The organism is Paraburkholderia sp. RL17-337-BIB-A (genome assembly GCF_046025895.1).
GTDB lineage: Bacteria > Pseudomonadota > Gammaproteobacteria > Burkholderiales > Burkholderiaceae > Paraburkholderia > Paraburkholderia fungorum_C.
Genome location: NZ_JARESY010000001.1, coordinates 2,435,389 through 2,454,915 on the forward strand (window position 1 = coordinate 2,435,389; position 19,527 = coordinate 2,454,915).

The following is a 19,527-nucleotide window of genomic DNA, read 5'->3' on the forward strand; positions in this document are numbered from 1 at the left end:
CGTTGGTCGCGTGTGCGGGTCACTGCGGCATTGGAAAACAGCTACGGGAGCCGAGTTGCGCGCGACCGGGACCGGCAAGGCGGGGCGAAACCCCGCCGCCGTCCCAGCGCATGCTTCGTTGGGAGCACGTGCGAGCGCGACTGCGCGTGGCACCGTATCGGCGCGGGGTCCCCGCGCTGCGTCGACGAGACAGTTGATTACGCAGCGCGGGGCAGCCGGGAAGGAACAGCATGCAGAGAGAACAGTTGGTGTCGCCGACCATCGAGAAAACGTCGGGCATCGCTAAAACAGTATTGGGCGGCGGCGGGGTTTCGCACCGGCGCAGCCGGTCGGGAAGAACAGTCGCTTTGACGGACGTCGCGACGGATACATCGGTGCTGCGCGCCCCAAGCGCGCAAGGCTGGTCGAGGGGAAGAGCCAGTTGCCCCCTGCCCTCGCCCGGCCGGGCGACGAATCCTCGATTCAACCAACACGGGCCGGCGCACATGGTGGGCAGCTTTATGGAGAGAGTTAGCGAAGCGTCGCTATAGGTGAGACCGCCCCCATGTGCGCGACGAAACAAGCGATGGGCCGGTGACCCCGAATACGCTATCTTTCCGGAGCAACATCAATGCGCCCATCTCGCGAAGTACCAAACTCCGTCACCGACGATACCGCCATCGGCATCACGCTGACTCAATCGCCGGTCGCGACGGATACTGTCGTTGACAACGCTGCGACACCGTATCGCGTGTCGAGCGACACACAACCGGGTAACGCTGAGACGCCAGCAGGTCCATCCACGGCGTCAAATGCCGGCAACACAGAGACATTGAACGGGGCACCTACGGGACACATGGCCCGAAGACCCGCGTCACGAAAAATTGACCGCGGCCTCGTCGCCATCATTCCGCCGAACGAGCTTCGTCACGCCATTCGCTTCCGCGCCCTTTCGTTGGCAAACCGGTTTCGCGTTATCCGCACCATTGACGTCGCCATCGCATGCTTTCCAGAGCGCCCTTACAAAGCCGCCTTGTCAGCAGCGCAGCGCGCGATGCGCGCAATGACCAAAGCGAAGCTTCTCCTCCGGTATCGTACAGACCGTTTCCAGCATGTGTACGGTCTTACCGTAGCCGGCGCACGGTGGCTCGACGAACATGACTTGGACGCATCGCCGTCGGTGCGAAGGGTCGCTGATATGTCGAATCCCGAGCACACGCTGTGGATGGATTTCATCACGCTCGCATGCGAGGCCCGGGGTTTGACGGCTCAAACGGAAACCGAGGCACTCCAGCATCTCAATCGTGACGGCGCAGAAGGCCGTGCAGTGAAGCAGGGTTTCGTCACGGTCCTGGCTCGCGGCAAAAATCGCACCTTGCGACCTGATGTCCTGTGCTACGAAACCGATGGCGTCACTTGGCACGAAATCGACCGCAGCAAGCGTGGTGCGGACCGGGAAGCCGCACTCGCGGGACTGACGAAGCACATTGGAAAAAAACTGGCGACCGGTGACGTATTACGGCGCGTGGTTGTGCATGCAAAAAACGAGCGCATTTTGAAGCGAGCTCTCGCCATCCTCCGGGAACAGGAAAAAGCATCAGACCGGCCGCATGCACCGACCGACCGGACTTTCCGAGAGGTTGATGAAGGCACTTTCGAGGTCTGGACTGAAATTGAACAGCGGCGTCCCGACGGTCGCGTCGGAATCGAAAACCAGCACGTGGGCCACGTCATCATCCAGCTGCTGACCACATGGTTGCCGAAGGTGCGGCTCGACAATAAGAATAAGCATCCGTTGACCGGCTGGCTCGGCGAAAACTACCTGCCCTATCGGCGCCCAGACACTCTCGGCGCGTGGCCGCGTCCAACATCCCCGTTAAGAGCTGCAATCGACGAGTCAGCTTTGTAGCCCTCGCTATATGAGGAGATGGGAGCTCGTTCCCATCTTCAATCGATTGAGGACACAAGAAATGCAGGCATTTGGAAATGTGGCGACAGCACCTGTACGTAAAGAAACGAAGGCAAGCGGCAAAGGCTATTGGGAATTTCGCATGGCCGAAAGCCAACGCGGCGCGGACGCTGACACGCCCACGTGGTATACCGTTCGCATCATGAAAGACGCCGACCCGGGCCTCGCGAAAGGCGATTTCGTGAAAGTGACAGGGAAGCTCAAGGCAGACTTCTATCTGTCACGCGAGGGCAAGCCGACGGGCACGCTGCTCATTATCGCTTTCGAAGCCGCGAAGATTGCAAAGCCAGCCGCTCAGCCTACGCCGGCCGCTGAAACGCCGCAGGAAGCGTAGGCTACACGCTCTTGATTCAGGCCACCCTCGCGAGGGTGGCCTTCTCTATTCGCAGTCGAACTGCTTCATTCTTTCTAGCTGCCCTCGGTATGGCGGGTGGCGACAGCTCCGGCGACACCATCGTGGCTACCGGCCTCGCCGCTACCCACCTCCGAGGTCCCCGCATAGCGGGAGCAGTGACCCCGTCCGTCGTACCCACGAACAGCGCCCGATGAATCCCCGCATAGCGGGTGAAGTGACCCCGTCCGTCTTGCCCACGAACAGCGCCCGATGAATCCCCGCAAAGCGGGTGAAGCGCAACCGTCCGTGTTGCCCGCGAACAGCGTTCGTTGAATCCCCGCATAGCGGGAAAGTGACCCCGTCCGTCGTACCTACGAACAGCGCCCGATGAATCCCCGCATAGCGGGTGAAGGGACCCCGTGCGTCGTACCTACGAACAGCGTCCGATGAATCCCCGCATAGCGGGAAAAGTGACCCCGTCCGTCGCACCCACGAACAGCCCCGATGAATCCCCGCTTCGCGGGAGAAGTGACCCCGTGCGTCGTACCTACGAACAGCGCCCGATGAATCCCCGCATAGCGGGTGAAGCGCAACCGTCGGCCTTGCCCACGAACAGCGTTCGTTGAATCCCCGCATAGCGGGAGAGCCTGCTTGAAGTCGCGAGAAGTCTATGGATTTTTTTTAGCCTTTTTCACAGCAACTCGACCGCTTTGTGCTGCCAAATTCTCCATATGTTGGGACTATTCGCCGCAGCTGATAATGTGACCAACACTTGCATTCAAGAACACGCCGACGAACTCGACTGCAGCCACAAGTCGACCAGCGATTCAATCTGGAGACTGCTGGGTTTGACGAGCATTCGTGCAGATGACAACGACATGCGCCCAACGTTGTTACCGGCGTTACCCTGTTACCCCAAACTTTTGCATAGACGGACTCTACTGAGTTCAGCACCGGCGAATGGTTGCTCAGGAACCGACCGGTGCCGCCAGTCATCGATGAATTAGCCTCCAAATACTTTCTACTTCCGCTGATTGGTATCAGAGCGGGGCCCAGCAGGCCGCGTTTTCGTCATCACTCAATCAACGTGTCGCTGATGCCACCAGGCTGGCGCCGGCCCGCAGTGACTGCCTTGTTCGGCTGCCCATAGAGCGAACGTAGCACGCTCACCGCGTGCATCACGGCGAGGTGTTTGTTGCTGCCAGTGCGGACGAGGTCGAAGTTCTCGTCGCCGCGGCCCCATGTTTGTGTGCTGCGCGCGAATCGCTCCGAAAACAGTGGCTTGCCGTCTTTCGTTATGGTCAGCACGCCATGACGTTGACGACCAACCCACTGCCAGGTGAGCTGCACATGAAGGCCGTTGTCTGTCGAGGCGCTTGAGCGCCTCGACAGACATGCGTGCCGGAATCACTGGTGTATTTGAAGTCATGAGATAGACTCGAATGGACTTTGTTATCACCGGGCAGTTTGCCTGCCCTTGCGGAAATTAGTGGTTCGCACCTCATCACCGGTGGCGAGAACCCGGCCTGCATGCGAGCGGGGACCGGTGCAGCGCGTGTCGACAAAGCCGAAAAACCTCTCCGCCGTCTTTACGCCAGAGTCGTCGTAAGTGCGGACCCAGATGCGGGCTGCACGAATCCATTTAGTACCAACCAGTCCGCCGAGGTAGTGAGCATCGGACGAACTCGCCGCGCGCACTTCGACGAAGGTACCGGACTTTTTCTGCTGGGTGTTCATTGTGGTCCTTGAAAGAGGTTCGTTTGCAGGGCCAGCGTTCTTGGCTGCTGTACACCGAATAGCGACCTCAACTCCAGATGCCTCCAGCGAACTCCAGATTTATGCGCTGCTTGAAGTGTGTTATGAAAGCCGCCCTTAGCAAGCGCTTGGTTTAATGGGGATAAAATTATTTTAGAGGAAGAACTCTCATTGATTAGCTTCGTGCCGGATAGCGCACGAGGTGGGCATCGTATGACTCGACGGGCGTACTGATTGCGCCAGCGTGCCGACCATTACCAGCGCCGGCTGTTAGCAGCCCGCATTCCACTTTTGCTTTCAGCGGTCCGTTGCGGGCCGTTGTCCGTCACGACCACTGGAATTGCAATTGCGGGAATCTGCTCAACACAATGACGGGTCACCCAGAATCAACCGCTCCACTGCCCAGGCCGGATACTCATCCGGCCACTCCTTTGCAAGCAGCTCAACCACCGCCCGCATCTCCCCGACAGCATCCTGTAGTGGGAGCCATAATATGAGATTTTGGGAAGCATCCTTCGCTTAACTTCACATCAGACCCAGGCCCCACGTATCCACCTCGCCCGACCACCGGTAGACAGCACGAATGTTCCTCTGTACGATTACCGCGTTGGGAACCTGTGTTCGGAAGAAGTCTGAAAAGATGGTCCAGGTTGTCGCGAGTGCGACGGTCCCGATGTAGTACCCCAAATACTTAGTCGCCTTGCGGATAATCGCAGCGCGCACGCCGCCCGAATCAAGCACTCCGGTAATCCGAGACCGGCCGCTCGATTTGGGCGATAGCGAGCAAGCTGCATTTGTTCGAAAGGAGACTTCATGTCTACTCCCTTCCCCGTTTCTCCTACCCTTCCGTTCCGTTCTGTGTCTCGCGAGGACTCGGACGAAGCTGCTCAATCGCTGGTTCACCTGACGTCCGCTGAGCCGAACGCTTGCAAGGAGAAGCTGGCGATAATTCGTGGTTTTTCCGGCTTCCATGAAGAAAAAGCGGTGCTTGCAAAAGACGCGGCTGCCGGCCCCTTCGACGATGAGCTGAGCCCTTCAGACATCGCGCATCGGAACGCTCGAGCTGCTGCACTGCTTGAGCAAGACTCGAGATTCGCTCTGAAGGCCCCGCTCGCCGATTTGGGCTGGGGACTCGTCTTTCCGCATCTCGGCGTTTTCCACCGGCCGCGTGAGCGCCTGCGTTTGTTCTCGTGTTTGAAGCGCGCCATCAAGTCGGTCACTGAAGAAAACTGGTCTCTCGCAGACGCTCTGCACTTTGAGCAGGTCTTCGCACCGGCGACGAGATTCGAGTCTCCCGACGCCGACCTAATGGCGCGCTGGCAGGACCTTGGAAAGTGGCCGGACACAGCGAAGCCCAAGCAACAGCTCGCGCGCATGCGGCAAGCTTGCGAAGCAGATATTACGTTGGCTAGGCATAACCTCTCGGCGATGTTCCAGCGCTGGCGCGCGCAACGCTGGCCTAACGCGATGGAGTATATCGTCTATAAGTTGGCCCACAGAACGTCGCTGACTGCTCAAGAGGCTCACGCAGAATTTGCCGGATTCTTCTGGAATCGCATCAATCCCCCTTTCAGCGGAGTGCGTGACCCGTTTGGAGAGAATGTGTCAGACGCCGTGAAACAGGAGGTGGCGGATTTCAGCAAGAACCCAGACCCGGCCGTGGCGTCCCGCAATCCGGTTCTGAGCCGAGTACCGTTCGTCGTTGAGCTCGCGCAGAATTGGCCGTTGCTTTGGAACAAGCAAATTGCCGAACGCCTGGTCAGCCTTGAAAAAGGCTGCGTGGTGCTTCAGGCCATATGCGACATTCCTAATAGCGACTCAACGCGGCCCGCTCATACCGGGCTGTGCAGCATTTGCCTTGAACCTCTACCGGATGTCGGCCCGACGGCCAAGGACATGACGTGGTGGCGTTATACGGCAAGCTTCTTTAGGCTGGACGGAAATAACGTCTTTAGGCCGGTTGCCCTGTTCGAGGGGACGCTTGTCGACCCGTACCTTTTTGAGCAGCAGGCGACGCCAGAAAGTTTTTTTCTTCAGCTGGCAGCGAGCGGGATGCAAGATGACGAATCGTACGGGCTCAATGGACTCTGGAAGGTCCTTCAGTACGAGCTGGTCAACAATCGATTCGGCTCGTTGGGCGGGTATCTGCGCGAATTTCCTCATACGAGCTTCGCGTCGGTGACGGTAAAAGTACATCCAGACTACGATTCGAGAGCCGCTCTACCTGAACTGGTCAAAGTGTTCTTGGAAACATTCAAGTTGCAGGCCGCCTCGCGTGCCGGAAGCAAGCTGCTCGATAGCACGTTTGTGGGCGTCGGCGCGAACTGGATGCGCGAGCGAATTTCGCCGCCGTCGGGCCTCATCTTTCCCTTAGAAGGAACCCCGCCTGCTCGAAACTGGTCGGCCGCAGACTTACCACTAATGTTCTCACCTGACAAGGCGACCAACCGCGAACTCGATGAGGACATCGAAAAACGGCGCGCAAGGAAAGCGACACGTTACCGCGCAATGAGACAGGACCTTCGCCGTCTCGGCGTCGCCGCAGAGATTGTTGTTTACGACCCGTGGTCCTACCCGCTCAACTAGGCCTTGCCTGTCACCCGCTCGACCGCGAAGACAGCACGCGGTCGAGAGTGTCCGCCTTGTCTGCTCGACCTGTCCTCCGCGATTTTTCCGTTCTTAGCTTTCGCCGAATCGTCAAACGGCTTATACGTTACGGATGGCTCTTGAGGTATATCTGCCGATTGGCTGACCGTTCTGGCGAGGTAGAAAATCTCGCGAGATGCTTCCCAAAATCACATGGGATACCGTTCACGTCCTTCGCCTTTAAGATTCGGCGGTTCCTGCCGTTACCGAGACCGGACAACTACAAAAAGTGGGTGAGGGCATGGAGCGCAGTTACACAGCAGAAATGGGACATAAGCTTGGCTGGGACCTAGCCCACTTCGGCTGGGACCCGAGAGAGGACGCCGAAGAAGATGTGATTGAAGGCCACAAAGCCGACAAAGCTCATTTCGCTAGCAGATGGAAAACGCCCACCAGACTTGAGCGAAAATGGCTTCAACTGCGCCAGAATGCCATACGGCGGGGCCGGGTTGTCGATGAAAGCGTCACGCCGGAGTTCATCGCCAGCATTGACCACCCAACTTGCCCTGTGACGCTCGTCGAGATGACACATGGCACGAGGCAGGACACCGATTGGTCCGTGGACCGTGTTAACAACGAAGGTGCGTATGCCGACGGCAACCTTGTCATCATGCCCCTTCGATGACCCGGATGCTAGAAACGATACCCGGTATTTTTGTACGGACTCCGGGAGTTGCGGCTCATCATGCCCTTCTAAAGCTCGTTTCAACCGAAACGGAACCGGTAGCGAAGACATGGATTAAGGGGCGCGTGCAGGAACATTCAGCACTAGAAGCGTCTCTCGTGTCTCGCTTTGATGCCAGCGATTTGCATTCACTAGGTGCACCGTTTGACCACGAACCTCAAAACGAGCGCGAACTGTTTGAACAGGTGCTTTCTCGGTTGGAGGAGGTGCGGATTGGCGTGGAACAGGGACCATTCAGCGACAGAGGCCTATTCTACGTTCGCATGCGGGAGAAGTTGCTGCAGCTTTGGCTGGCCGCTCGTTTTCGCGACACGCCGAATCGACGGTTTAGCGTTCACCGCGAAGAAGATGTTGATGATGACAAGGCGACTGACATTCAGCTGAGCGCGCGCGGCTGGAACGTCTGTATTGAGATTAAGCCCGTCGACGATGGACGGGGTTATTCCGCTGCGTCGTTGACCAGTACAATCCGCGACCAGCTAGTGGGACAATACCTGAAGGGGTTCAATAGCAGTCACGGAATCCTGTTGCTTTTCCGACTCGACAATAAAGGGTGGGACATTCCAGGCGTTGGCAGGGGACAACCGTTTCAGGCGTTGGTTGAGTACCTGCAGGGACAGGCGCGACTCATCAAGGAAGAACAACCGCACGTCCAAGAATTGATTGTAATTGCCATCGACTGCACCGGTCCGGGTGCTGTCGTCGAGACTGACACTGCGGCTTCAAAGCCTGCGACCAAGAAGGCTGCGACAAAGCCGGCGGTTGCCATCAAAAAAGCTGCCGGCGAGAACGCCAAGGCTACGAAGAAGGCCGCTGCCAAGAAAGCACCCGAGAGCAAGAAGGCCGCCGTCAAGAAGACGACGAGACCGGCGACGAAGAAGCCTGCGGCGGCGAACAAGGGGCCTGACCGGAAGACGGTGGCTGCCAAGGACGTTGTTGCGGAAACCGATGTCGCTGCGGCCCCGGAGCCCGATGCCACGTAATGCCGCTTGAGATTGAAGGCAAAGCGCCGGTTGAACCACTAGAGCGCAGCCGCTTCCCGCTGCGCCGTTGGCTGCAATTTTGAGCTCGGCAACCGGGCCTCCATTACTCTTGCCCCGCTGGTTACTTGCCCTTGCCAAACTGGTACTGTAGTGCCGCGTCCAGAAGCCCCTGAATGGAATGCTGGGCGGCTTCGAACCTCTTCAAGGCTTCGTCGACGGGAGCCAATGCGTCTGTCAGAGAGTCTGGATAGTCGTCCGCCAGGATTTGCGCATCTACCCGGATGGGTAGAAGTAGGTCTTGCCCATGAAGCTCAAAGCCTATTTCACTCAAGCGTGTCGAAGGGAATTGGTCAGCAAGATATCTTTTCCATTCGGCACCCGGCCGGGCGCCCTTTCCTCCAAGACGGGTGACCCAAGCGGCATCGACCTTGAACCAAATGCCCATTTTTCCGGGCACTATGCCCGTCAGTGTTGACAAATAGTAAGTGTCTTCAAGAGAAGGGTCGCGCTCCAGTGCAAAATATGCTTGGTAAGTACCGTCCTCCGAATTCTCCCACGCCTTCGGTTTAAAGGAAGTCTGGTCGTCAATAAAATCAAACGTCCCTTCCCAGTCTTTCTGAGATTCGACCCACTGCCTGAGCTTTTCATCGATGGCTGAGAAGACGTGCTTTTCTACTTCATGAAGAACCTTAGGAGCAGTCTCCAAGATTTCCAGATGTTGAATGACCAGACGGTGCGGCTCATAGGTTGGGGTCATGAAGATTCCTTGATTTTTGAAGGTTACCGGGCCAGGGTACGGGCGTGTGCAGCGAACTGAAGGAAGATGCGACCCGAGAAACTGTCCGCGCGCTCGCCCGAGACATACGCAGTCAATATATTTGAGACCTGTCTCCACGAGAGGGGAATGATTGTTCCGTGCAGCTTCCCGTCCACGGGGAGTCGCCCATCTGGAGTCAGGAATACGACGACCGAAGGCCGTCCGGCGGCCTTCTGGCGGGCGAGCTCCACATAACGTTTTAGCTGGTCGCTGGTTTCAGGCGCGCGGACCTTCACCTCGATGAAAATCAGAAAGCGGGGACTCTCAATTTCGATATCGACGCGACTCTCCCGGTCTCCCAAAGGCTGAGATTCTGTTCGGGTTGAATAGTCGACCCTGCGCACGGTCTCGGGCGTGACGGCAATAGGCTGCTGCCTACCAGCCAACTCCACCAGTCGCTCAAGGATGGCCGAACCCTGGCCGTGGTCGCCAAATCTGTCGAGTATCCACGCCAATGCCTGGCTATTCCGAAGCTCATCGTATCCTAGCCCGGCTGCCCGCCAGAAGTTTGCCATGGCGCCGCTTTGACGATATCCCCTATATGGCTCGCGGAACGCTTGAGCGAAGCGCTCGAATCGAGGACAGTCCAGGGTAGGCCTTGCCTCTGCAGGAAGAATGTTAGGGGTGGCAAGTTGCCTCCAAGCATCGAAAAAAGCCCTCCAATTCGCGACCTTATCCTTTTGCTCCGAGGCCTCAGCATGCATCCGATGCCATCCCGAGAAAAAGCCCCTCGCGCGCTCAATGTCCAAACCGACCTTGCTAGTCATGGAGAAAGTAAAGGATTGAATCGCCATATCATAGCGAAGTCTTCTCACGAATGAGAAGCCGGGCCGACAAAGCCCCTTGAGTAACGACCTCTCTTTCGAATGTTTCTTGGGGAGGGACAGGCATGTACTCGTCAGGGTCGATGTCGACGCCTTGCGCCCGCAACACCTCATCAAATGCGGCCACTTGGCGCTGCAACTCCGCCACCTTGGCGTCGGCAGCGCGGGCCTGCTCCTCCAGCTCGCGGATTTGACCGAGAATCCGTGCGCGTTGCTGGGTAATCCCTTTGAAGACTTGTATTCCCATTGCGTTGTTTGCTCCGAAAGTGTTCGTAAACGCAGGGAATTTATGCCTCCGGCGGTACGAAACGCCGGCCCGTATCGCTGCAGAACGCCAGCCGGTGCGGCTCTCCATCAGCGGCCGGCGACGGGGAAGGCTTCAAAGGGTAACTGCGTCATAATGCCGCCGCGGCCGGAAAAGAACCCGCAGATTTCTGCGTGCTCTTGCAACGACTTCAACACAAACCGCCTGTTCGGCGGATAACGGCAGCGTCCGAGACCTAAAGCGACTCGAAACCACGCACGCAGCGCTGGCCAAAACGTCTCAGCATTCCGTTTGTTTCTGAGCCGCCTGTGCGGCGGCAATGTGGAGCGCCTTGACTCTTACTTTTGCTCAGCCACCTATGCGGCGGTTCACATCGAGCTGTCGGCGCTTCATCAGAGAGTAGTGGAACGAATTTATATTCTTTCGATACGCCGGCAGGATTTTTCGTGGGGCGCGGGAATTCGGATGCACACGCAGAAAACAGCTGCAACCGGCCTTGGCCGAGCCATGCACATTAAAGCGCGAATTCCATCCATTGGGCCATCCATGGCTCCGTCCGAAGTTGTGCCACAGTCTGATGTGTCAACGCCCAAACGCGCGTGGAATGCAAGCGGCAGGTCGACCGTCCGGACCAGCGCCATTACAACCCGGCACACAACATCAAGACGACGCCATCGCGCATCGCCCATCAATCCCGGAAAGTCGCTACTGTCCCTCCGTGATAAACGTGAAAGTCATCCTGGGTTTTTGAGATAACCCTGTATTGTCCAAGAAAGCTCTTTTTTTCTTATGGACTGTGGTGGGTTCCTTGAGCTTGGGGCAAAGCTCCCCCCTATCCGGTTATCACCGGAGAACGAGCACCCCATCTCGACATGGACCGCGGAGCCGACCCGTCGCAAGGGGCACCGCGGTCGAGCGCATTCGCCGCAGCACAGCCAGACTATCCGGGACATGCACGTCCCGCCGCTCCCCCTCTAGCTGAAGACTCCCAAGGCGCGCCCAGAGCTTCCCGCTTGGCGCAAGCGTCGGTCGCGGGGTATTCAGCCCTCTCCTCCGACAGGACCTATAGGCCAACGGGTTTATATATCAGCGGGCATGGGTGCCCAGCCGGACCTCGTGGCGAACACTGATGAAGGTCCCGCAACAGGTACTCAAGAAACCGTGAACGTTGGCGGCAACTCCCTCCAGTCGGTTACCTTGGTTACCACGGTTACCAGCGATTCTGCACAGAGGTACTTCTCAATCACATCGAATTCCACGCTGGCTGACACAGGTGCGATACGCGGTCACCCTGCGACCAGCTCGTAACGTTCAACCATCGCCACCGCTGCTTCCATCACCGACAGCAGCCCCGCGTAGTCGTCGCCAGCGAAGTCAGCACCATCCAACCCTGCCGCTTTCAACAGCGCCACCGAGCACCCGTTGGTTTCTGCAACTCTGGCGGCATCAACCCGATTGCGGTCGTGGAAGACTTCGTCCTGCGGCAGGCTAAGCGGGCCGAAAAGTTCGCCTAGCGCTGAGCCGACGAGAGAGATTGCGAGTTCGCGTGCGTGCATGAAATTCCTGGGAGTGGAAAAAGTCGTGACCTATAGCGAACAGCGTCGGGGGCGCACGTCGTGGCGAAAATTCCCGCGCCTCGCGCCCGCCCTAACGTCCTCTCGCCGCGCCACTTATCCACAGATTTTGTTGGCAAGGCTGTGGATAACCTGCAGGCATGCACCGTAAGTGCTTGACGCGAAACGACTACGCGCAGAGGACACTCGGATGAGCAAAAATTCTACTCCGGGCCACGGCGGCGCCTGCACAAACTGGATGCGCGTCGCTGAAGGCAGGACGCGGTGAACAGCGCGGGGAAGCTTCGTCATCGAACGGCCCGAACTGTTCAAAGTCGGCTTCAGCAACCCGATACGACGCAATTACCCGCCGCTCTCTGGCGACAATGAGCGGCCCCGGGGAACCACGAACCGGATTGGGAACAGATTTCAGCAGGACCACCTGGTCCTGCTGCTAAGCATCAACGTCGCTGCTCATCGATGAACAGATGCGCCGTCGCGCACTTGCCTGCACGGTCGCAGATTCCGGTGCTGCCGCGACATCAGCGTTCGCTGACCACCGTTTTCGCAGCAGCCGACTTCTGGGCCGGCACTTTCTTGGCCGCGGCCTTCTTGGTCGCAACCTTCCTCGCGGGGGCGTTGGTCGCTGCAGCCAGGTTCTCGCTCGGAACTACAGCCTTCGGTGTTAGTTTCTTGGCTTCCGCCTTATTTGCCCCGACCTTCGAGGCTGCGGCTCTCTTCGCAACGGCGGCGCTTGCAGCAGATGACTGCGGCTTGCTTGCTTTGCTTTCAGCACTGGACTCAGTCGCGACAGCTGCGGTTCCGTCACCAGAAGCCTCGACCGACCCTTGGAGCCAGCCAGCCACGCCGGCGCTGGACCTCGCCCACTCCATGTCGCGCCGGTCTTTGGGTCGCGGTATTTGTCCGGCTGCGGACCTATCGGCTGCCCCTTGTGAGCAGTTGCACCGGCAGCCGTCGGGGCCTTCTTGGCAGCACCCTTTGCCTTGCTCAAAGCGTCCGCGCTTCCTGCGACAGCAGTGTGCCTGACGTACCCCTCGACGACGGAAAGCACCTGTTACCAGAAACTCGGGGCAGATACAATGCTCGAAGACCATGGCGTTAACAGAAAGGTGGACGACCGAGCTACCTCCTCAACGCCCATAAGCCGAAGGACAAAAAGTGTTCACAGCCAGCCGCACGGAGCGCCGGACTGAACGCGTCCCGAGGCACTGCTGAGAGACGGGGAACGCGTTGAACACGAACAGGTATGCAGGTAAAGGGAAGTGCTTCACAGCACGCATCTATCGCTTACGCGTGATTGGACTGGGCATCGGGTCCTTCTGCGTCGCGTCTGTCCTGACGGAATTGCACGCAAATCTGCTTCTTTGGGCGCTGCTGATTTTTCACGGATTCATCTGGCCACACATCGCATACCGCGTAGCGCTTGCGTGGACCGTGCCATACAGAGGTGAGCGGGTCAACCTGATGGTAGATGCCGCATTCGGCGGCTTCTGGGTTGTCGCCATGCGATTCAACATTCTGCCAAGCGTTCTGATACTCGCATTGCTGAGCACGAACAACATCGCCGCGGGCGGGTTGCCGCTTTTTGTCCGGGGCATCGTGGCTCATGTCGTCGGTGTCGCGGTTGGCGTTCTTACACTGGGATTTGCGTTTGCACCGCAGTCGCAGATGTCGACCATTCTGGCCTGCCTGCCCTTCCTCTTTCTTTATCCACTGGCGCTTGGCTGGACAACCTATAGCACGTCGCAAAAGCTCGCTGCTCACGCGCGAGAACTCGAACGCCTAAGCCAGACCGACGGCCTTACCGGCCTGTGGAACCGCCGCCACTGGGAGGGTTTGCTCGCCCAACAGTTCGAACTTTGCCGAGCCGAAAAACTGCAGTCCTGCCTCGTGTTATTCGACCTGGACCATTTCAAACGGGTCAATGACACGAGGGGGCACGCCGCTGGCGATGCTGCGCTGCGGAGCTTTGCGATATTTCTGCGCGAACACCTACGACCCGAGGACATCATTGGCCGGTATGGCGGCGAGGAATTTGGCGTCATCCTGCCGGGGCTCAGCCTCGCCGATGCAGAAACGATTGTGGAACTGCTCCTGCTCGCCCTTCGTTCGCGAGCAAGTCAAAGCGAAGGGACACTGTTGTGCACAACCAGTGCCGGACTCTCGGGACATCGACCAGATATGACCAGTTTTACGGAGTGGCTGATGGAGGCAGACCGCTGCCTCTACGATGCAAAATCCAACGGCCGCGACCGCCTGGTCGCTTCATACGCAGACTCACCATCTCGTCAGAGATGACATCTTTGCCGTATCGGCGACACGGTCAATTGGCATGGAATCCCTTGCTCTCGGCCTTGAAACAGATATCGACAATCAATTGTTTTGCCTCCCTAAAGTCATTGGCGTTTTCGCCGTAAACTGCTGATGAGTGGTTCCAGATTGTTTGCGAAACGCTTTCGAGCAAAACAAGGGCTTGCCGGGTCAGCATCTTGAAGTCATGGTCGGCTCCGAGCATTTTCGCCATGAATTTTTTGAGCCTGAAAAACTGCGTGCCCCGTCGGATAAGGCCACTACACCATTGCCATGAGCTCAACTGACCCGGACTCGCAGGACTGTAAGCCAGCCGAACCGCGCATTCAGCGCCCTGCGGCGCCCCACGAAGCACTGAGACTTTCAGTGCCCTATCTGCAAAGGGTCATTGAGGGCTCTCCAGACATCATCTGTACGGTCGACCGGTTCGGCATCGTTCTCGATGCTAACCCGACCATAGAGAACGTCCTCGGCTGGCCGGCGTCGCAGGTGGTCGGCGAGTCGATATATCGTTTTTTCAGTGCCGAACGCGTTGAATCTGCAAAGGCCCATTTCGCGCGCGCTTTGTTGGGGGAAACGTTGCATAACCTCGCGAGCGAGCATCGTCATCGCAACGATACGCCGGTATCAATCAACTGGTCAGTCATCGGCATGAAGGGCGAAGACGCACTTGTGTGCATTGGCAGGGACATCACCTTGGCAGAGCGCGTGGAACGGGAACTTCGAGCCACGCAGCGGCAAAGCCAGGTCATTCTGGACAGCATTACCGACGCTTTTGTATCTGTGAACAATCGGTGGTGCTTCACTTACGCCAACCAGCAGGCGGAGACGCTGCTGGGTCTGCCGACGGAAAGTCTGCTTGGGCGAAGTATCTGGGAGGCGTTCCCTAGCGCGGTGGGCACCGAATTTCAACAGCGTTACGAGGAAGCAGTCCGAACGCAGAAGGCGGTGTCATTTTCGGGGTTCTGTGCGGTGGCACATAAGTGGCTCGAGATTCGGGTATATCCGCATGCGGAAGGGGTTACCCTGCTGCTGCACGATATTTCGGAGCTCAGGGACAAGGAGGCTCAGCTTCAACACATCGCCCAGCATGACGGCCTTACGGACCTTCCCAACCGGCGTATGTGCCTGCGTTTGCTTGAGACCGCTGTCGCAGCCATTCCCGCGACGGGTCGCAATGTGAGCGTCCTGTTCGTCGACATTGACCTCTTCAAGACCGTAAATGATTCGTACGGCCATGACGCCGGGGATATCGTTCTAGTTGAGCTGGCCAGACGCTTCAGCGCGCTCGCCGGCGCGCAGGGTTCAGTTTCGCGCATCAGCGGCGACGAGTTTGTGTTCCTGCTGGACGGATTGTCCGCAGACGAACTCCAGCGCTTTGCGGAAACTCTATTGCAGACCGTTGTACTGCCCATATCGATTGGCGAAACTGAGGTGACGGTAGGCGCAAGTGTGGGTATTGCCAGCTACCCGGCAGCTGGCACCACTGCGGACGAATTGCTGCGTAATGCCGACACGGCAATGTATGCCGCTAAAGCCGCGGGGCGCAACGTCTGGGCACTATATTCGGCAGAACTTGCATCCCGGCAACGCTACAAGCGCGACCTTGAGCAGCAGATTCGTCGAGCACTTCGTGACGACGAGCTGGTTTTGTACTTTCAGCCACAAATATCCCTTGCGACCGGCGACATCATCGGAGCCGAAGCCCTTGTGCGCTGGGTCCACCCCGAGCGAGGTCTGGTCATGCCGGGCGACTTTATTCCGGTAGCTGAGGAATCGATGCTCATTGTTTCGCTAGGCAAGGTCGTTATCGAGAAGACCTGCCGGCAAATCCGCGCGTGGAAGGAAACAAGCTTCCCTGTGTTTCCAGTGTCCGTGAACTTGTCAGCGAAACATCTGTGCAGTATCGGGTTGCCGGACTTTGTTGCACAGATGCTGGAAGACTACGAACTCGATGCCTCCCGGTTACATCTGGAAATCACGGAAAGCATGTTGATGGCCGACCTCGACACGGCGTCCAATGTCTTGTTGAGATTACAGGCTATGGGCATCAAGGTCGCATTGGACGATTTTGGAACCGGTTATTCGAATCTCGCTTACATCAAACGGTTCCCCATTAGCACGTTAAAGATTGACAAGTCATTCGTCGGGGATATCGAAGAGGACGAAGACGCCCGGGTTCTCACCCAGGCCGTGGTATCGCTTGGTAAGGCATTGCGGCTGGAGGTTCTCGCCGAGGGTGTCGAAACAGAACAGCAAAAGCAATTCCTCGAGGCCGCAGGGTGCGACACGGTGCAGGGCTTTCACTTCAGCAGACCGTTATCAACGACCATGTTCAATGACTTTGTGTGGAACAACCATGCCCGAGCGTAGACGTTCGGGCTGTTCGCAACGGCTCCTGCGTCGTCGACGGCTATCTGGTTGCCGCAAATGAACAGCGCTCTCTCGTAAATGACGCCGCGGCATCAGTCGCGACCGGCCCTATTCGTTTCCGGCATGCTGAGCGCCGAAGTCATCGCGGGCCTCGTTGCGGACTGCATGTGGTTCACCGTGGGGCGCACTCACTCAAGAAACGTAGACACACAGGATGGTGCCATCAGGCTCGGCGAGTTCGAATGCGTTCAAGTGGCCGGCTTTGACGTCAAGCACGAGTTGCCCGATGTCTGTGACGGCGGCGGCCTGATATGCGCCCGAATCCAGCGATTCCATCTGGTTGGTTTCGTTCACGAGTTTGCGCTTTCTGTACATAAGGGGCTGAAGAGCACCATCGCGCAATAGAAAAATCTGCGAAATATATTATGGTGCCCTCGTCCACGGCAATCGCCGACACCTGCATTCTTGCCTGGTCCGAAGTCATGCACCGGCCGTGTGTCCCCTCGACAGGCTCGACCGTATACAAGCCGACCGCAGCTGCGTTACACAAGTCGAGGCAAACGGAACGCGCGCTCAACGCATTGGCCGTAGCGCGCTCCCGGCTCTCATGCCATCAATGATGCTCTGGGTGGCACCGTAACCCCTCATCAAGGCTTCGGCCTCGCTAGCGAATGGCCGACCATCGCCCCGACCGAAGCTCAACCGTTGAATTGTTGTGGAACTTGCGCCCCATGAAATGTGAACGACCGCGACGTATCCGGCCGGCATGGAAAGTACCTTTCCGCTTGGAATTCCTTCGATGGGCTCTGCATCCACCTCGATGGTGAAGTCTTTGTATCGGTACAACCGATGCATCTCTCAATCCCCCGGTGTTGCGCTTTCGTTAAATCAGGTCGTACTCGCCCGTCACCCAAATGCTCTACAGCCTTGTCATGGGCGTTAGAGCCACGAGCTTTCCGGGCCGCGCGCCGCTGTGCATTAGCACTTCTGCACGGCGTCGATGACACGCTAGGGATTTCCGAGAGCGACCGAGAGCCAGTGAGTCAGTGCAGTGGCCTGGTAAGGCTTCTGCAGCAACACAAGTGCGCCGTTACTCGCCGCTTTTGCCTGCAATGCCGGCGTCGGATATGCACTGATAAAGATAGTGGCCGGCGCATGTCCCTGGGCACGAAGTCGCTCATGCATCTCGATACCCGACATCCCGGGCATGCGGATGTCGGAAATCAGGCACGCGGTATGCGCGGCCTGCCCGGATGCAAGAAATTCTTCTGCCGACTCATACATGCGCACCTGCCAACCAAGCGACCGGATGAGGCTGCTTAACGCAACACGGACGGCCTTATCGTCGTCGACAATCGAAACCACTGGCGTAATTTGCAAAATGAGACCCTCGATTACTCTCTCTCGGATGACGTGCGGTCGGTGCCGCGCGCCTCTTTTAATTGGCAGATTACTTTACAACGGCACCCAGTGACATGATATGAATCCGACGCCGGCTCATCCGCGGCGTCGAATGGCGCTACGTTATGCCCCGCGTCAACCTGCAAGGCACCGAAATTGCGTATTAGTTGTATGTGCAACTATTCCTCCGTGCGCACATTAGTGTCAATCGAAAAATAATTCGTGGAATTCATTGCGCCGCATTACGCCCGCGCTTCCCACTTTCCCGGTCGACAAACCGTGTTCAATCGCCACAGAAACTTTGAAGCCAACCGCGCATCCGCGTGATTGACTGAAATGCCCCAAAACAGTTCACGGTTTTGGGAATTCTGTTTTTCGCATATCGCAATAACCAGGAAGACTTTTCCTCGCCTCATTCGCTCAAGCCCTGTGCTAGGATTGATTTCCAATTTGCAACTTCGCCCCGTCGCCATGAGCAGTCGTCTTCCACCGACGCAAACCATACCTGCAGGCAAGATACCTCCGCTTTACACCGTGATACGCTCGCGACTGCCGCTGTCCCCCAGCCAGATACTCAACCTGTCGCTTAAACCTTACGTCGCGCTCGACTGGATGGTCCGGTATAGCGTGTGCGAAGACTCCGCGCTCCTCGTCTTGCAGTACGTCTTCCTGAGCGAAGCTCTTTGTTGTGCGGGACACTTGGCCTACGCCCAGGAAATCGTTGTTCGCGCCCAAACGCGGCTTGCGGAGTTCTATGCCAACGGGACGAAATCCGGGCAATGGCAACTCGACGACGATACCTATGCCGCGCTGCAAAGCGCGCTCTCCGTGTATTTCGCGCAATTGCATATCGTCTCGCGGGCCGACCTGCAGCGTGCAGGGCTCGTTATCGAAGAGTGGAAGAAAAACCACCGAAAGGCGATAGCTCAGGCGCAGCAGGCCATAGCGTGAGGCCCGTGGCCTTCAAAGGAATACCGCCTCGGAAATGTTCCCGAGACGGCCCAGGAGTCGCTAGAGCCGTACTCGTTGCTTGCGCATAAGCCTCGCCGTGGCATTCATCCATTGGAGCCGCTGACGGTCCAAACGGATGCGCCCGGCGAGCCATTCAGCCTGTCGGGCTCCCCCTTGAGGAAGATGATGTCGTCACGCAGCGAGCCGTTGCTCCCCCTGGCGAAAACTGTGGCCATCAACGCGTTCAACGTAAGGTGCGCGCGCGGGACACCTTTGTATTATGTGTGCGAGGTTCTCGCCCGATTGCCTGCAGCATAGGGCGGCCGTGGCGGCCGGTCCGCTGCGCCCGGCATCACCGTTGAGATTGCATGCTTGAATACCATCTGGCGACCCGTCAGGGACTCCAGCAGGACAATGTGTCTGTCGAAACTCGCGACGCGAACGCTGAGCCGGATTCCGTTAATCATGTAGACGCTCACGAGCGTCTTGTCCTCGATTAATGCCTTCAGGAATGGGTCCTCCGTTGACGCTTGATTCGGCATGCTGTTTCCTCAATGTTGTTGGCCGTCCTGCATCGCACCGCTAGACACCCGAGGCCGTCGCCGGGCAATCACGAGAGCCCGGGGCTATGGGTGGCATCAGTCGGCTATGCTGCCGGCGC

General features: G+C 57.9%; 19 protein-coding genes. 8 read left to right on the forward strand and 11 right to left on the reverse strand.

Annotation, left to right across the window (positions count from 1 at the left end):
* The first annotated feature begins 610 nt into the window (after positions 1-610).
* The gene (locus P0D84_RS10860; protein WP_408335993.1) at positions 611-1,888 is read left to right on the forward strand and encodes a hypothetical protein; all 1,278 of its coding nucleotides are present in this window, start codon (positions 611-613) and stop codon (positions 1,886-1,888) included.
* A gap of 61 nt (positions 1,889-1,949) precedes the next feature.
* Complete coding sequence (locus P0D84_RS10865; RefSeq protein WP_408335996.1) at positions 1,950-2,282, forward strand: single stranded DNA-binding domain-containing protein; 333 nt, start codon at positions 1,950-1,952, stop codon at positions 2,280-2,282.
* Positions 2,283-3,356: 1,074 nt separating this feature from the next.
* On the opposite strand, the gene P0D84_RS10870 is transcribed toward P0D84_RS10865, so the two are convergent.
* Together P0D84_RS10870 and P0D84_RS10875 are read right to left on the reverse strand one after the other, a co-directional pair.
* Positions 3,357-3,632, reverse strand: a complete 276-nt coding sequence (locus P0D84_RS10870; protein WP_408335998.1) for a hypothetical protein — start codon at positions 3,630-3,632, stop codon at positions 3,357-3,359.
* A 105-nt stretch (positions 3,633-3,737) separates the two neighbouring features.
* Positions 3,738-4,019, reverse strand: a complete 282-nt coding sequence (locus P0D84_RS10875) for a hypothetical protein (protein ID WP_408336001.1) — start codon at positions 4,017-4,019, stop codon at positions 3,738-3,740.
* An 831-nt stretch (positions 4,020-4,850) separates the two neighbouring features.
* Between P0D84_RS10875 and P0D84_RS10880 the strand changes: the two genes are divergently transcribed.
* The 3 genes from P0D84_RS10880 to P0D84_RS10890 all read left to right on the forward strand — a co-directional run bounded on the left by P0D84_RS10880 (position 4,851) and on the right by P0D84_RS10890 (position 8,351).
* Positions 4,851-6,623, forward strand: coding sequence for a hypothetical protein (locus P0D84_RS10880; RefSeq protein WP_408336004.1), 1,773 nt, complete (start codon positions 4,851-4,853; stop codon positions 6,621-6,623).
* Between the two features lie 301 nt (positions 6,624-6,924).
* Entirely contained in the window at positions 6,925-7,308 is a 384-nt protein-coding gene (locus tag P0D84_RS10885; RefSeq protein WP_408336007.1) for a hypothetical protein, read from the forward strand.
* A gap of 158 nt (positions 7,309-7,466) precedes the next feature.
* Positions 7,467-8,351, forward strand: a complete 885-nt coding sequence (locus P0D84_RS10890) for a hypothetical protein (protein ID WP_408336010.1) — start codon at positions 7,467-7,469, stop codon at positions 8,349-8,351.
* A gap of 121 nt (positions 8,352-8,472) precedes the next feature.
* On the opposite strand, the gene P0D84_RS10895 is transcribed toward P0D84_RS10890, so the two are convergent.
* The 5 genes from P0D84_RS10895 to P0D84_RS10915 form a co-directional block, all read right to left on the reverse strand.
* Positions 8,473-9,108: a hypothetical protein gene (locus P0D84_RS10895; RefSeq protein WP_408336013.1), complete on the reverse strand. Its 636-nt coding sequence runs from the start codon at positions 9,106-9,108 to the stop codon at positions 8,473-8,475.
* Between the two features lie 23 nt (positions 9,109-9,131).
* Positions 9,132-9,683 carry a PDDEXK-like family protein gene (locus tag P0D84_RS10900; protein WP_408336016.1) on the reverse strand — a complete coding sequence of 184 codons (552 nt, stop codon included), beginning with the start codon at positions 9,681-9,683 and terminating at the stop codon, positions 9,132-9,134.
* A 280-nt stretch (positions 9,684-9,963) separates the two neighbouring features.
* The gene (locus P0D84_RS10905; RefSeq protein ID WP_408336019.1) at positions 9,964-10,239 is read right to left on the reverse strand and encodes a hypothetical protein; all 276 of its coding nucleotides are present in this window, start codon (positions 10,237-10,239) and stop codon (positions 9,964-9,966) included.
* A 1,304-nt stretch (positions 10,240-11,543) separates the two neighbouring features.
* Positions 11,544-11,813 (reverse strand): hypothetical protein, encoded by a 270-nt coding sequence (locus P0D84_RS10910; RefSeq protein ID WP_408336021.1) that lies wholly within the window; start codon positions 11,811-11,813, stop codon positions 11,544-11,546.
* A 682-nt stretch (positions 11,814-12,495) separates the two neighbouring features.
* Positions 12,496-12,882 (reverse strand): H-NS family nucleoid-associated regulatory protein, encoded by a 387-nt coding sequence (locus tag P0D84_RS10915; protein WP_408336024.1) that lies wholly within the window; start codon positions 12,880-12,882, stop codon positions 12,496-12,498.
* 179 nt (positions 12,883-13,061) lie between these two features.
* Between P0D84_RS10915 and P0D84_RS10920 the strand changes: the two genes are divergently transcribed.
* Positions 13,062-14,129: a diguanylate cyclase gene (locus P0D84_RS10920; protein ID WP_408336027.1), complete on the forward strand. Its 1,068-nt coding sequence runs from the start codon at positions 13,062-13,064 to the stop codon at positions 14,127-14,129.
* Positions 14,130-14,154: 25 nt separating this feature from the next.
* Here the strand turns inward: P0D84_RS10920 and P0D84_RS10925 are convergent, their stop codons facing one another.
* A complete protein-coding gene (locus P0D84_RS10925; RefSeq protein WP_408336030.1) occupies positions 14,155-14,355 on the reverse strand; it encodes a hypothetical protein in 201 nt (66 codons plus the stop codon).
* A 152-nt stretch (positions 14,356-14,507) separates the two neighbouring features.
* Between P0D84_RS10925 and P0D84_RS10930 the strand changes: the two genes are divergently transcribed.
* Positions 14,508-16,514, forward strand: coding sequence for a putative bifunctional diguanylate cyclase/phosphodiesterase (locus tag P0D84_RS10930; protein ID WP_408336033.1), 2,007 nt, complete (start codon positions 14,508-14,510; stop codon positions 16,512-16,514).
* Positions 16,515-16,706: 192 nt separating this feature from the next.
* Here the strand turns inward: P0D84_RS10930 and P0D84_RS10935 are convergent, their stop codons facing one another.
* Positions 16,707-16,868 (reverse strand): hypothetical protein, encoded by a 162-nt coding sequence (locus P0D84_RS10935; RefSeq protein ID WP_408336036.1) that lies wholly within the window; start codon positions 16,866-16,868, stop codon positions 16,707-16,709.
* A gap of 654 nt (positions 16,869-17,522) precedes the next feature.
* On the reverse strand, positions 17,523-17,879 hold the full coding sequence (locus P0D84_RS10940; protein ID WP_408339778.1) for a response regulator transcription factor: 357 nt from the start codon (positions 17,877-17,879) through the stop codon (positions 17,523-17,525).
* Between the two features lie 474 nt (positions 17,880-18,353).
* Between P0D84_RS10940 and P0D84_RS10945 the strand changes: the two genes are divergently transcribed.
* On the forward strand, positions 18,354-18,866 hold the full coding sequence (locus P0D84_RS10945; protein ID WP_408336039.1) for a hypothetical protein: 513 nt from the start codon (positions 18,354-18,356) through the stop codon (positions 18,864-18,866).
* A 278-nt stretch (positions 18,867-19,144) separates the two neighbouring features.
* Here the strand turns inward: P0D84_RS10945 and hfq are convergent, their stop codons facing one another.
* Positions 19,145-19,408, reverse strand: a complete 264-nt coding sequence (gene hfq, locus P0D84_RS10950) for an RNA chaperone Hfq (RefSeq protein ID WP_408336042.1) — start codon at positions 19,406-19,408, stop codon at positions 19,145-19,147.
* Positions 19,409-19,527 lie beyond the last annotated feature (119 nt).

Excerpts from the sequence above, each read along its gene's own strand:
- P0D84_RS10860 (WP_408335993.1), top strand. The coding sequence starts at position 611 with ATGCGCCCATCTCGCGAAGTACCAAACTCCGTCACCGACGATACCGCC.
- P0D84_RS10865 (WP_408335996.1), top strand. The coding sequence starts at position 1,950 with ATGCAGGCATTTGGAAATGTGGCGACAGCACCTGTACGTAAAGAAACG.
- P0D84_RS10875 (WP_408336001.1), bottom strand. The coding sequence starts at position 4,019 with ATGAACACCCAGCAGAAAAAGTCCGGTACCTTCGTCGAAGTGCGCGCG.
- P0D84_RS10880 (WP_408336004.1), top strand. The coding sequence starts at position 4,851 with ATGTCTACTCCCTTCCCCGTTTCTCCTACCCTTCCGTTCCGTTCTGTG.
- P0D84_RS10885 (WP_408336007.1), top strand. The coding sequence starts at position 6,925 with ATGGAGCGCAGTTACACAGCAGAAATGGGACATAAGCTTGGCTGGGAC.
- P0D84_RS10895 (WP_408336013.1), bottom strand. The coding sequence starts at position 9,108 with ATGACCCCAACCTATGAGCCGCACCGTCTGGTCATTCAACATCTGGAA.
- P0D84_RS10900 (WP_408336016.1), bottom strand. The coding sequence starts at position 9,683 with ATGGCAAACTTCTGGCGGGCAGCCGGGCTAGGATACGATGAGCTTCGG.
- P0D84_RS10905 (WP_408336019.1), bottom strand. The coding sequence starts at position 10,239 with ATGGGAATACAAGTCTTCAAAGGGATTACCCAGCAACGCGCACGGATT.
- P0D84_RS10910 (WP_408336021.1), bottom strand. The coding sequence starts at position 11,813 with ATGCACGCACGCGAACTCGCAATCTCTCTCGTCGGCTCAGCGCTAGGC.
- P0D84_RS10925 (WP_408336030.1), bottom strand. The coding sequence starts at position 14,355 with ATGGCGAAAATGCTCGGAGCCGACCATGACTTCAAGATGCTGACCCGG.
- hfq (WP_408336042.1), bottom strand. The coding sequence starts at position 19,408 with ATGCCGAATCAAGCGTCAACGGAGGACCCATTCCTGAAGGCATTAATC.